The following is a 12,659-nucleotide window of genomic DNA, read 5'->3' on the forward strand; positions in this document are numbered from 1 at the left end:
GCTTAACGAGGAAGCAGCGAACCGCAAGGCCCGCGATCCGACTTGTCGGAAGCCGGCACCTTCACGGCGTTCCACGGGCTGCCCATGCGATCCTGATCGCGATACCAGAAGCCGTAGAGCTGGTTCCCGTCCGCCACCAGCGTCGCCATCCCGATGCTCTTTTCCTTCGGCATGTACCACGCCAGCCGCATCACCCGGCCGAGGATCATCCCTTCGAGCTGTCCGTCGCCGTTATTGTAGCAGCCGTGGATCAGATGGCCGTCCTGCCGCAGCACGATCGGGCCATATTCGTGCATATAATAACCGGTGACATCGGGCACCGCCCCGCCGTCCTTCGCCGCCAGCTCGCCCATCACCTCGAATTCGGACAGGCGCACCGGCGCGCCGCCGGCCCAGCTATCGTTGACGGTGAGCTTCAGCCACCGCGCCTCCACCGGGCGATCGAGCGTGAAGGCGGTGCGCTGGTCGGCTTTCGCCTCGCCCTGATAGAGCTTCGTCCACGGGCCGGCGCGCGACGCGGTGGACCCCCACAAGGTGAAATGACGCACCGGCGATCCCGACGGGCTGTTCGAGGCGCTGCCGTCCTCCCGCCGGACCGGCGCGAAGGTCGAATCGAGCGCGAAGCCGGTGATCTTCCCGTTCCCGGCCAGCTCGAAGAACAGATCGTGCGGCAGCGCCGCCTTGTCCTCCGAGGTCCAGCCATAAGCCTGGCTGCCGTCGATCAGGTTGATCGTATAGTTCGACCAGTGCCGCTTCAGCTCGTCCCCGTCGGGATAGGCGATTCCGCCGTGGCTGATGTGGAGGATGTTCGCCGGCTCGGCCTTCGGCGCTTCCGGCGATTGCTCCGCCTGCCGCGTGGAACAACCAGCGACGGCAAGCGCCGCCGCCGCGATAATCAATGCACGCATGTGGATTCCTTTCAGCGTGGCGGCCACGCCTTTGCCGGGGCCTTCAACACGGGCGCGCCGAGCAAGGGCGAGGACAATGCATAGGCGCCGTTCTCGGTGAAGGCCCAGATGATGTTGCGGTCATATTCGGTGAAGATCGCCAGCACGCCCTTGCCGAGCGTATATTCCGGCAGCTCGCTCGCGTTGGCGAGGCGCGGGACGTAATAGCCCGCGATCTTCGGATCGGCCGGGTTGCTGACGTCGAACAATTGCACGCCGGCGTTGTAGAAGGAATAAGGGATGATCCCCTGCCGCCACGTCCCCGGCTGGCCGATGGAGTTGGAGCGCTTCGGCCCGAAATTGCCGCCGCGCTGGCAGAAGTGGGTGAAGGGCGCGCCGGGCGGCACCTGCGGCTGGGGCAGCTTGCCCGCCACCTTCAGATGCGCCGGATCGCGCGCGTCGACCACGAAGACGTCCTTGTACGGCTCGTAGCAGTCGCGGTTCATCGGATAGCCGCTGGTCAGCACATAGCCGGTGCGCTCATACTGGCTGACGTCGGCGTTATCGAACTCCGTGCCCGCGAAGGCCGGCGGCGTGTTGACGCTGCCGAGAATGCGCGGATTGGCCGGATCGCTGAGGTCGAACGACCACAGCCCCAGCCCACCCATCGCGCCGAACCCGATCTTGCCGCCGTCCTCCAGCGGCTTCGGCAGGAAGATCGGCATCCGCGAGCCCATCCACGAGGTGCGGTTGCCCGCGCGCGGATTCATCAGATAGGCGTTCTCATGCTCCTTGTTGCCCATGATCTGGCCGGGCACCGCGATCTGCGACACGAATTTCGGGTCGGCGGGATCGGACATGTCCCACACCTGATAGCCGGGCGAATAGAGATAGTTGGGATATTCGGTCAGCGCATAGGAATCGTCCGGCGCGGACGACAGGATCATATACTTCCCGCCATAATATTCCGGCGAGTCGAGCGAGCCGGAGCCTTGCTGCTGGCCGATCGGCGCGTCGGGATGCTTGTAGTCGGTGGTGCGCGTCGCGATCAGCCGCCACTGGCTCGGCAGCGGCCCGTCCATCGCGAACACCCTGAAACCCTTGAGCGAGTTGTAATGGCGCTGCGCCGCGACCTTGTCGGGCTGCTCCATCTTCTCGGTCATCAGGCCATAGCGGCCGATCTCGAACGAGGCGACGATGATCGGCTTGCCGAGCTTCGCGCTCCACACGATCGTCGCGCCGCCGAGATAGTCATGGACGTTGTTGGCGTCGAACTTCTCGCTGCCGCCCTTCGGCCCCCACACCGCGCCTCTGGAATAGACGATCTTGCCGTGACGCGGATCGGTCACGTCGAGGATGCGCAGATAGTCGCGATCGTGGATGTAGAGATAACGCTTGCCGCCGAAGTCGGCGATGTTCGCCCAGGCATGGAACGGCGAATCCACGCCGGGATAGAAGCCGAGCACGTCGACATTCTTGGCGTAGCTCTTCTGGTCCCACGTCTTCAGCTCGCCGGGGAAGGGCTGGCCCTCATGCACCTCGGGGGTCGCCTTGGGCCAGATGAACTGGCCCGTCTTCTCGTCCATCCCATAATCGCGGCCGGCGACCAGCGGCCTGGGCCTGCGATCGGGGGTGAGGCGCAGCCATTCGGCGAGCCACGGGTCCCGGATCTCCGGCCCCGGCGCGCCGGGCGTGGCGCTGGCGGCACCGGCCGGTTCCGCCGGCTTCGGCGGATTCGGATCAGACTGGCCGAAACCCGCCTGCGAGGTGAGCAGCAGCGCCCCCGCGATGCCGCACAACCAGATCGGACGCTTGCTCATTCCACTACCTTTCCCTGGCGCCGGTCGACCACGACCACGCCGCCCTTCATCACGAAGCCTATGTGCTGCAACAGGCCGATATCGGTGAGCGGATCGCCGCGGACCGCGACGATATCGGCATATCGGCCGGCGCGAACGGAGCCGATGTCGTCCGTCGCGCCGAGCAGATCGGCGGCATTGCCCGTCGCCGCCATGATGGCGTCGATCGGGGCCACGCCGGCCTGTTGCACCATGATCTGGAACTCGCGCGCCTGATTGGGGCCGTGCGGCCCCATATCGGTGCCGAACGCGATCTTCACCCCGGCGCGATAGGCGGCGGCAAGGTTATGCACCATCACCGGCGCGACCGCCTTGGCCTTGGCGACGCTGGCCGGCTCGAACACCCCAGGATGGCTGTCCATGAACTCCACGCCGGCGACGCCCGCCAGCAAGGTCGGCACCAGATAGGTGCCGTGCGCCTTCATCAGCGCATAGCTTTCCGCGTCGGCGAAACTGCCATGCTCGATCGAATCGACGCCCGACCGGATCGCCGCGTCGATCGCGCGCTTGCCGTGCGCGTGCACCGCCACCTTCATGCCCAGCTCGTGCGCGGTATGCACGGCCGCCGCCATCTCGTCGTCGTCCATCAATTGCGCATTGGGATCGTCGCCGAGGCTGATCACCCCGCCGCTGGCCATCAGCTTGATGACGTTCGCGCCCCGCATGTGCTGCACGCGCACGGCGCGGCGCGCGCTGTCCGGCCCGTCGATCACCGCCTCGCGCTCGAACGCGCCGGTCATGTCGGGGCGCGCCAGCTCCGGGATCAGCCCACCGGCGGGATCGGCATGTCCCCCGGTGGCGCTGAGGGCCATGCCCGAAACCCACATGCGCGGCCCCGGAATGACGCCGTCGTCGATCGCCTTCCGGAGCGCGATGTCGATTCCCGCCGGGGCCATCAGGTTGCGTACCGAGGTGAAACCCGCCTCCAGCTCGTGCCGCGCCTCGGGAACCGCGCGCAGCACCATGTCGAGCGGCGTCATGGTCACGCTCTTGGCGATACGATTGCCGCCGCCGCCGGTTTCGGTGAGATGGACGTGCGCGTCGATCAGGCCCGGCAGCACCGTCGCATCCGAAAGATCGATGATGGCCGCGCCGGGCGTGCCGACGAAACCAGGCTGGACCGCGAGGATGCGACCGTTCCTGATGACGATCGACACCTTGTCCCGCACGTTCCTGGAAACGCCGTCGATCAGGTGGCCGGCGTGGATGATCGTGTCCGGAGCCGGCGTCTCTGCGATCGCCTGCCCCGCCGGCAACGCGATCAGGAGGACGGCGGAGGCGAGAACCGCCCAGCGCATACGCAATCGTCCTGCCGGCATTTCGCCCTCCTTCCTCAACCTGTGCCGGAAGGCCCCTCGCCGCCGGTCGCGGCGAAGGGCCTTCTCACCCGCTCAATATTTGAAGCGCACCGTCACGCCCCAGGTGCGCGGCACCCCGAGCTTGGCATAGGACGCATTGAAGATCTGGAACATCTGCGTGATATTCAGCTTGTTTTCCAGATTCTTGCCCCACAATTCAACATTCCAGCGGCTGTCGCGCGGCTGGAACAGGATTGAGGCCGTCAGGTCCGATTGCGGCGGCACCAGCTCCAGCGGATTGTTGGTGATATAGCCGTAATAGGATGCGGTCTTGCTATAGGCCGCGCGCACGGTGGTATCGAGCGCCTCGCCCATCGGGAAGGTATAGGCCCCGCCGATCATCCACTTCGTCTTGGGCACCAGCGGCAGCTTGTTCCCCGCCTGGTTGAGCTGCACGCCGCTCACCACCATCGAAAGCTGATCGACCTTCGAATCCTGGTAGCTGAAGTTGCCGTAGAACTGGAGGTTGCTGACCGGGAAGATCTGGAACTCCGTCTCGATGCCCTGGTTGTGCGTCTTGCCGGCGTTGGCGATGACGACGAGGTTCGGGCCGCCCGCATAGGCCGGCACGACTTCCGAGACCTGCAGGTTGGTATAATCGAGCCGGAAGGCGGAAACGTTCAGGCGCGCGTGGCGATCGAACAGATCGGCCTTGAAGCCGGCTTCGTAATTCCACACCTTTTCCGGCAGATAGGCGGTCTCCGCCGCGAACTTCTCGTCCGAGACATCGTTGAAGCCGCCGCTCTTGAAGCCTTTCGACACGGTGGCATAGAGGAACACCGTCGGCGTCGCCTGATAGTTGACCGTGAAGCTGGGCGTCGCGGCCTGGAAGGTCTTCGCGCCGTTGGCGGTGAAGCCGCCCGGCGCGGAAACGCCGTTGATCTTGAACCCCGCGCCATAGCTCTGGCCCGACGCCGTCTCGGTCGATTCCTTGTGATCGTTGCTCCAGCGCAGGCCCGCCTGCACCTTCAGCTTGTCGGTGATGTTGTAGCTGAGGTTGCCGAACAGCGCGAAGGCGTCGGTCGTGCCGACCGAATCGTAGCGGGCGCGGCCGGTGTAGCCGTAATAATTGTTGAACTGGAAATCCACGATGCCGGTGTGATAGGATTTCTCGTGGAAATAATAGGCGCCGAGCAGCCATTTGAACGGCGAATCATTGTTCGACGCCAGCCGGAACTCCTGCGAATATTGCCGCGTGCGATAATCGTCCTCCTGCGTGAACAGGATGTTGCTGAGATCGGAATTGACCGCCGGCGGCCCCGGAGGCGCCGGCATCGTCCCCGTCGAGGGCGAGCGTGAATCGAGCTTGCCCTCGCGATAGGCGGTGACGGAGGTGAAGTCGCCGATCGGCGTCGCCCAGCCGATATTCAGGCTGCCGCCGGTGTTGTTGATGTTGCCGAAGCCGTTGTCGTTGGCCCCGTTGCCGGAGCGCGGATTGGCGTAGGGCGCGCCGGAATACGGCCCGCGCACCCAGTCGATCCACCACGAGCCGAAACCGCGCCGGATGGTGGTGTCCACGTTGAGCGTGATGTCGAGGTTGCTGGTCGGCGTGAAGCGCAGCGCGGCGCTCACCCCCGTCATCCGCTGATCGTCCACCGCCGTGTGCGTGGTGGTGTTGTAGTTATAGCCGTCGTGGTTGCGCGTCGTCACCGCCACCTTGGCATAGACGTTCTCCGCGATCTGGCCGGAGATGAACGCGCCGGCGTCGCGCTGGTTGTAGTTGCCGATCGTCACCTCGCCGCCGGCGCGCGTCTCCGGCCCCGGTTTGGTGCTGTAGAAGGAGATCGCGCCGCCGATCGTATTACGGCCGAACAGGGTGCCCTGCGGACCGCGCAGCACCTCGACGCGCTCCATGTCCATGAAATCGGTGTTCACGAGGAACGGGCGGCCGATATAGGCCTCGTTGACGAACACGCCGACCGCGCCGTCCGCCGTCGACGAGCGGTTGTTGGCGTTGCCGAGGCCCCGGATCGTATAGTTGGTGATACCGACCTGCGTGGAATAGATCTGGAGGCCCGGCACCTGGAATTGCAGGTCGTTGGTGCCCGAAATCCCGCGCGCCTGGAGATCGCTGGCGGAAAGCGCGGTGATCGCGACCGGCACGCGCTGCGCGCTTTCCTCGCGCCGGGTGGCGGTGACGATGATGTCGCTCACCTGCCCGTCCTTCGCGGCCGGCGCCTCGTCGGCCTGCGCCTGCGCGGCGGCCGGTTGATCCTCAGCCCAGGCCGGCGTCGCCGCCAGCGCGCCCAGCCCCGAAATGATCGCGGTGGACACCAGCCACATCGATCGCGTCCTCTGTTCCTTCATAATCCCTCCCCGACCCCGCATTGGTCCCGCAAAGCCTGAGTGGAATCTGAAAGACCAGCCTATTATCAGCAAATAATAGATCGAATCGCTGGTATAACGAATTTGTCATACTTGCCCCGCGCATCGGGGCGACGCGCGAAACGCCGCCGGAGCCTTGCCCCGGCGACGCTGGAAACAGAGCAGGAATAAAGGCTTAGGCGGCCGGAACCGTCGCTCGTCCCGGATGCACCGCCCCACATTGGCCGCAGGTCCGCAATGCCTCGCTGGCATAGAAGGCCTCGAACAGCGGCGGCAGGTCCGCGACGATGCTCTTCAGTTGCACCTCGACGCGGTGGACCACCGCCCCGCAATCGTCGCAATACCATTGGAAGGCGTCGAGCATCCCCTCCGGCCGCTGGCGCTCGATTACCAGCCCCACGCTGCCCGGCACCGGGCGCTGCGGCGAGTGCGGCACATTCGGCGGCAGCAGGAATATCTCGCCCTCGCGGATCGGCATGTCCTCCGGCTTGCCGTCGATCCACAGCCGCAGGATCATGTCGCCCTGCATCTGGTAGAAGAACTCCTCCAGCGGATCGACGTGATAGTCGGTGCGCTGGTTGGGGCCGCCGACCACGGTGACGATGAAGTCGCTATCCTGCCAGATCTGGGCGTTGCCGACCGGCGGCTTGAGCCGGTCGCGATGCGCCTCGATCCAGCCCTTGAAGTCGAACGGACGACCGTAACGCAGAACCTCGCTCATTGGGCTTCCCCCTGTCGCGGCGCATAGGCGACCGCCTTGATCTCGATCAGCAGATGCGGATGCGGCAATTGATGCACCGCCACCGTGGTGCGTGCCGGGCCGCTCTCGTCGAAATATTCGCCATAGATTTCGTTGTAGCCGCCGAAATCGTTCATGCTGACGAGATAGGCGCTCACCTCCACCACATCGGCCAGCGTCGCATCCGCGTCCGCCAGGATATCGCGGATATTCTCGATCACCGCGCGGGTCTGCGCGCGTATGTCGAGCGAGACGGTGCCCATCTCGTCCGCCTCCGCCCCCGCGAAGCTGTTGTCCGGCCGCCGCGAGCTGGTGCCGGAGACGAAGACGAAATCCCCCGCCCGCCGGAAATGCGGGAATCGGCCGCGCGGCTTGGCCTTGCCGGGGATGACGCGCCCTTCCCCGCTCATGCCGCCGCCCCGCCGAGCGCGATATCGACCGTCGCCATGCCCTGCGTCTCCAGCCGCACGCGGCTCCCGGCGCGGATCGCCTCGGCCGGCGTGGCGGAGCCGAGCAGCACCGTCCACCCCGCCTCCAGCGCGAAGCCGGCCTCCCCCGCCAGCCGCGCGGCGGCGACCAGCGAGCGCTGCGGATGGCCGAGAATCGCGGCGCTCGACCCGAATTGCACGGGCGCGCCGTCGATGCTCATCACCATGCCGAGATTGGCGACGTCCAGATCGGGCCGCTGCCACCCGCCCACGACGAAGGCGGAGGAGGAGGCATTGTCCGCCACCACATCCGCCAGCGAGAAGCGGAAATCGCGATAGCGGCTGTCGATGATCTCCAGCGCGGGCGCGACGGCTTCCACAGCCGCCCATGCCTCCAGCGCGGTGACCTGGCCGACGAGCGGAGCCTTCAGCCGCACCGCCAGTTCCGGCTCGATGCGCGGGTGGATGAAGCGGGTGGCGGGCGCGTCACCGCCGTCCGCCAGCATCATCGCATCGGTCAGCCAGCCCCAGATCAGGTCGTCCACCCCCATCTGCGCCATCTTGGCGCGGCTGGTGAAGCCCATCTTCATGCCGACGATCCGCTCGCCGCGCGCGATGCGCCGGTCGATCGCGGCGCGCGCGATGCGATAGGCGTCGGCCACGCCGAGCGCGGGATGGTCGGTCGAAAGCTGGGCGATCGCGGCCGATCGCACGGCGGCGTCGTCCAGCGTGGCGGCCAGCGCGGCGATATCGGTCATGCTTCCCCCCGCTGCTTCACGATATCGAGCGCGACATCGGTGATCATGTCTTCCTGTCCGCCGACCATCTTGCGGCGTCCGAGCTCGACGAGGATGGCGCGGGTGTCGAGGCCATAGGTTTCGGCGGCCTTCTCGGCATGGCGCAGGAAGCTTGAGTAGACCCCCGCGTATCCAAGCGCGAGCGTCTCGCGATCGACGCGCACCGGGCGGTCCTGCAACGGCCGCACGAGGTCCTCCGCCGCGTCCATCAGCGCCATCACGTCGCAGCCGTGGTTCCAGCCCTTGCGATCGGCGGCGGCGACGAACACCTCCAGCGGCGCGTTGCCAGCGCCCGCGCCCATCCCGGCAAGACTGGCGTCGATGCGCACCGCCCCCTCCTGCGCCGCGACGATCGAGTTCGCCACCCCGAGCGACAGGTTGTGGTGCGCGTGGATGCCGCGCTGCGTCTCCGGCCTGAGCACCTTGTCATAGGCGCGCAGCCGATCGCGCACCCCGTCCATGTCGAGCGCGCCCCCTGAATCGGTCACATAGACGCACTGCGCGCCGTAACTCTCCATCAGGGCTGCCTGCCGCGCGAGCGCCTCGGGTTCGATCATATGGCTCATCATCAGGAAGCCCGCGACATCCATGCCGAGATCGCGCGCGATGCCGATATGCTGCCTCGACACGTCCGCCTCGGTGCAATGCGTCGCCACCCTGACCGAGCGCACCCCGAGGTCACAGGCGCGGCGCAGTTCCTCCACCGTGCCGACCCCCGGCAGGATCAAGGTGGTCAGCACCGAACGCGTCAGCACGTCCGCGACGGCCTCCAGCCATTCCCAGTCGGTATGCGCGCCGAAGCCATAGTTGAAGCTCGCGCCCGAGAGGCCGTCGCCATGCGCCACCTCGATCGCGTCCACCCCGGCGGCATCGAGCGCGCTCGCGATCGCGCGGACATGATCGAGCCCGTACATGTGGCGGATCGCGTGCATCCCGTCGCGCAGCGTCACGTCCTGGATGTAGAGCTTCTGCGTGTCGACGTCGAAGGTCATGCCGCCGCCCTCCGCTCGAGGATGCGCCGGGCGAGCAACTCTCCGGTCGCCCTGGCCGCCGCCGTCATGATGTCGAGGTTGCCCGAATAGCTCGGCAGATAATCGCCCGCCCCTTCCACCTCGAGGAAGATCGAGGTCCTGATCCCGGTGAACTCGCCCATGCCGGGGATCCTGAGGCGGTTGTTGTCGCCGTAGCGCTCGAACTGCACTTCCTGCTTCAGCCGATAGCCGGGGACATAGGCCTGCACCTTCGCCACCATCGCCTCGACCGAGGCGCGGATCGCCGCCTCGTCGCCGCCTTCGGACAGCGTGAACACCGTGTCGCGCATGATCATCGGCGGCTCGGCCGGGTTGAGAATGATGATCGCCTTGCCCTTCGCCGCCCCGCCGACTTCCTCGATCGCGCGCGCGGTGGTGCGGGTGAACTCGTCGATGTTGGCGCGCGTCCCCGGCCCCGCCGAGCGCGACGACACCGACGCCACGATCTCGGCGTAATGCACCTTCGCCACCTGGCTCACCGCCGCGACCATCGGGATCGTCGCCTGCCCGCCGCACGTCACCATGTTGACGTTCGGCTGGTCGAGATGCGCCTCCATGTTGACCGGCGGCACCGTGAACGGACCGATCGCCGCCGGGGTCAGGTCCACCACCTGGATGCCGTCCGCGCGCAGCGCCGCGTCATGCGCCTTGTGCGCATAAGCCGAGGTCGCGTCGAACGCGATGCCGATCTCGCCATAGCAGGCGAGCTTCCTCAACCCCTCGATCCCCTCATGCGTCGTCGCCACCCCGCGCGCCCGCGCCATCGCCAGACCTTCCGACGCCGGGTCGATCCCCACCACCGCCGCCAACTCCATATGCTCCGATCCGCGAAGCATCTTCACCATCAGGTCCGTCCCGATGTTCCCCGATCCAATGATCGCAGCCTTCACCTTGCACACCACTCATTACTCCTAGACGAAGCGCGCCGCGACCGAGCCGAGGCCGTTGATTCGCGCCTCGACCAGATCGCCCGCCGCCACCGGCGTCATCGGCCCCAGGGCGCCGGACAGGATCACGTCGCCCGCGCGCAGCGGCCGACCCGCGCGCGCCATCACGTCGGCGAGCCAGCGCGCGGCGTTGAGCGGGTTGCCGAGGCACGCCTGCCCCACGCCGGTCGAGGCCGGCTCGCCGTTCTTCTCCAGCACCATCCCGCACATCCTGAGATCGAGCGCCGACAGCGGGCGCGGCGTCGCGCCGAGCACGAACGCGCCGGACGAGGCGTTGTCCGCGATCGTATCGACGATGCCGATCTTCCACTCCGCGATCCGGCTGCCGACCACCTCCAGACAGGGCAGCGCGAAGGCGGTCGCGGCGATCACGTCGGCGAGGCTGTTGCGCTCGCTCGTCAGGTCCGCGGCCAGCACCAGCGCCACCTCCGCCTCGATGCGCGGCTGGAGCACCGCGTCGGCGGGGATGTCGGCGCGGTCATCATAGCCCATGTCGGCGAACAGCATCCCGTAATCGGGCTGGTCCACCCCCAATTGCCGCTGCACGGCGGCGGAGGTGAGGCCGATCTTGCGCCCCACGAGCCGCCGCCCGGACGCCAGCGCGGCGCGGGTATTGACCTCCTGCACGGCATAGGCCGCGTCGAGATCGCCCGCCGGCAGCAGCGGCGCCACCGGGGCGACCGGCGTCCGCGTTTCCGTCGCCTCGCGCAGCATCGCCGCGACTGTTTCGATCGCATCGCCCATCGTCAGAAACTCACGCAGATGTTGGTCGGCTCGGAATAGAAATTGAGCGAATGTTCGCCCCCCTCGCGCCCGATGCCGGAGAGTTTCACGCCGCCGAACGGCGTGCGCAGGTCGCGCAGGAACCAGTCGTTGACCCAGACGATCCCCGCCTCGATCTGCCCCGCGACGCGATGCGCACGGCTCACATCCCGCGTCCACACCGCCGCCGCCAGCCCGTAGGCGGAGTCGTTGGCGTATCCGATCGCCTGCTCCTCGCTGTCGAACGGGGCGACGTGGCAGACCGGGCCGAAAATCTCCTCACGCACCGCGCGAGCGGTTTCCGGGAGGCCGGTCATCACGGTCGGCGCGACGAAATAGCCGCCCGCGAGCGCGCCCTCCATCGCGGGGGCGTCGCCGCCCGCATGGAAATGCGCGCCCTCCTCCGCCGCCAGCCTGTAATAGCCGAGCACCTTGTCGCGCTGCTGCGCGGAGATCACCGGGCCGATCGCGGCGCCGCTCCACGGATCGCCGATCGAAAGCGCGCGCGCCTTCTCCGCCAGCGCCGCGACGAAGCGATCGAAGATCGGCCGCTCGACATAGACGCGCTCGGTGCACAGGCACACCTGCCCGCAATTGGAGAAGACCGAGCGCACCGTCCCCGCCAGCGCCGCCTCGAAATCGCAATCGGCGAAGATCAGCGCGGGGTTCTTGCCGCCCAGCTCGAACGAGATCGGCTTCACCCCCGCAGCCGCCGCGCGCATGATCGTCGAGCCGGTGGAGGATTCGCCGGTGAAGGTGATCGCGTCCACGTCCGGGTGCGACACCAGCCATTCGCCGGGAGCATTCGCCCCCGCGCCGTGGATCAGGTTGAACACGCCGGGCGGGATGCCCGCCGCCTCGATCACCTCCGCCAGCAGCGTCGCGGTGGAGGGGGTTTCCTCCGACGGCTTGGCGACGATCGCATTGCCGCAGGCGAGCGCGGGCGCGACCTTCCAGCTCATCAGCAGCAGCGGCAGGTTCCACGGCGAGATCACCGCCACCACGCCGAGCGGGCGCGGGATGCTGTAGTTGATCGCGGTGCGCCCGTCGGCGGTGCGCGTCTGGAAGCTCGGCATCGCGCGCGCCTCGGCCAGCGCGGCGAAGCTGCGGAAATTGGCCGCGCCGCGCGGGATGTCGACCGCGCGGGCATGGGCGAGCGGCTTGCCGGTGTCGGCCACCTCCGCCGCGACGAAATCGTCGAACCGCGCCTCGATCCCCTCCGCCACGCGGACGAGCAGGCGGCAGCGCTCGGCCTGCGCCATGCGGCCCCAGTCACCCTTCAGCGCGGCGCGTGCCGCGGTCACGGCCTGATCCACCATCGCGCGGTCGGCGGCGGTCACGTCCGCCAGCTTCGCGCCCGTGACGGGATCGAGATTGGGGAAACGCGTCGGCCCCTCGACGAACCGCCCGTCGATGAAATTGCGCAGCGCGCCGCCCGCGAAGGGATAGGGATGCCTGTTCATGCTGCCGGCCTATCGGGGGCGGACGCGCGGGAAAAATATCATCTCCCGCCGCCCTTATGACGG

Annotated in this window: 11 protein-coding genes; all 11 read right to left on the reverse strand. The window is 67.3% G+C overall.

Annotation, left to right across the window (positions count from 1 at the left end; genetic code table 11):
- Nucleotides 1-2: 2 nt before the first annotated feature.
- Nucleotides 3-908: a discoidin domain-containing protein gene (locus tag F9288_RS18360; protein ID WP_174838116.1), complete on the reverse strand. Its 906-nt coding sequence runs from the start codon at nucleotides 906-908 to the stop codon at nucleotides 3-5.
- Between the two features lie 11 nt (nucleotides 909-919).
- Nucleotides 920-2,707, reverse strand: a complete 1,788-nt coding sequence (locus F9288_RS18365) for a hypothetical protein (protein ID WP_217482553.1) — start codon at nucleotides 2,705-2,707, stop codon at nucleotides 920-922.
- Nucleotides 2,704-4,065 carry an amidohydrolase family protein gene (locus F9288_RS18370; RefSeq protein WP_217482554.1) on the reverse strand — a complete coding sequence of 454 codons (1,362 nt, stop codon included), beginning with the start codon at nucleotides 4,063-4,065 and terminating at the stop codon, nucleotides 2,704-2,706. The genes F9288_RS18365 and F9288_RS18370 overlap by 4 nt, the downstream gene beginning before the upstream one ends.
- A 72-nt stretch (nucleotides 4,066-4,137) precedes the next feature.
- Nucleotides 4,138-6,411, reverse strand: coding sequence for a TonB-dependent receptor (locus tag F9288_RS18375; RefSeq protein WP_174838117.1), 2,274 nt, complete (start codon nucleotides 6,409-6,411; stop codon nucleotides 4,138-4,140).
- Nucleotides 6,412-6,604: 193 nt separating this feature from the next.
- The gene (locus F9288_RS18380) at nucleotides 6,605-7,150 is read right to left on the reverse strand and encodes a 3-hydroxyanthranilate 3,4-dioxygenase (RefSeq protein WP_174838118.1); all 546 of its coding nucleotides are present in this window, start codon (nucleotides 7,148-7,150) and stop codon (nucleotides 6,605-6,607) included.
- Entirely contained in the window at nucleotides 7,147-7,578 is a 432-nt protein-coding gene (locus F9288_RS18385) for a RidA family protein (protein ID WP_174838119.1), read from the reverse strand. Before F9288_RS18385 ends, F9288_RS18380 begins: the two co-directional genes overlap by 4 nt.
- Nucleotides 7,575-8,354, reverse strand: coding sequence for a 2-keto-4-pentenoate hydratase (locus F9288_RS18390; RefSeq protein WP_174838120.1), 780 nt, complete (start codon nucleotides 8,352-8,354; stop codon nucleotides 7,575-7,577). The genes F9288_RS18385 and F9288_RS18390 overlap by 4 nt, the downstream gene beginning before the upstream one ends.
- Complete coding sequence (gene dmpG, locus F9288_RS18395) at nucleotides 8,351-9,385, reverse strand: 4-hydroxy-2-oxovalerate aldolase (protein ID WP_174838121.1); 1,035 nt, start codon at nucleotides 9,383-9,385, stop codon at nucleotides 8,351-8,353. The genes F9288_RS18390 and dmpG overlap by 4 nt, the downstream gene beginning before the upstream one ends.
- Nucleotides 9,382-10,323, reverse strand: a complete 942-nt coding sequence (locus tag F9288_RS18400; protein ID WP_174839176.1) for an acetaldehyde dehydrogenase (acetylating) — start codon at nucleotides 10,321-10,323, stop codon at nucleotides 9,382-9,384. The genes dmpG and F9288_RS18400 overlap by 4 nt, the downstream gene beginning before the upstream one ends.
- Nucleotides 10,324-10,335: 12 nt before the next feature.
- A complete protein-coding gene (locus tag F9288_RS18405; RefSeq protein ID WP_174838122.1) occupies nucleotides 10,336-11,115 on the reverse strand; it encodes a 2-keto-4-pentenoate hydratase in 780 nt (259 codons plus the stop codon).
- Between the two features lie 2 nt (nucleotides 11,116-11,117).
- The gene (locus F9288_RS18410) at nucleotides 11,118-12,596 is read right to left on the reverse strand and encodes a 2-hydroxymuconic semialdehyde dehydrogenase (protein WP_174838123.1); all 1,479 of its coding nucleotides are present in this window, start codon (nucleotides 12,594-12,596) and stop codon (nucleotides 11,118-11,120) included.
- Nucleotides 12,597-12,659: the final 63 nt, after the last annotated feature.

The organism is Sphingomonas sp. CL5.1 (genome assembly GCF_013344685.1).
Classification (GTDB): Bacteria; Pseudomonadota; Alphaproteobacteria; order Sphingomonadales; family Sphingomonadaceae; genus Sphingomonas.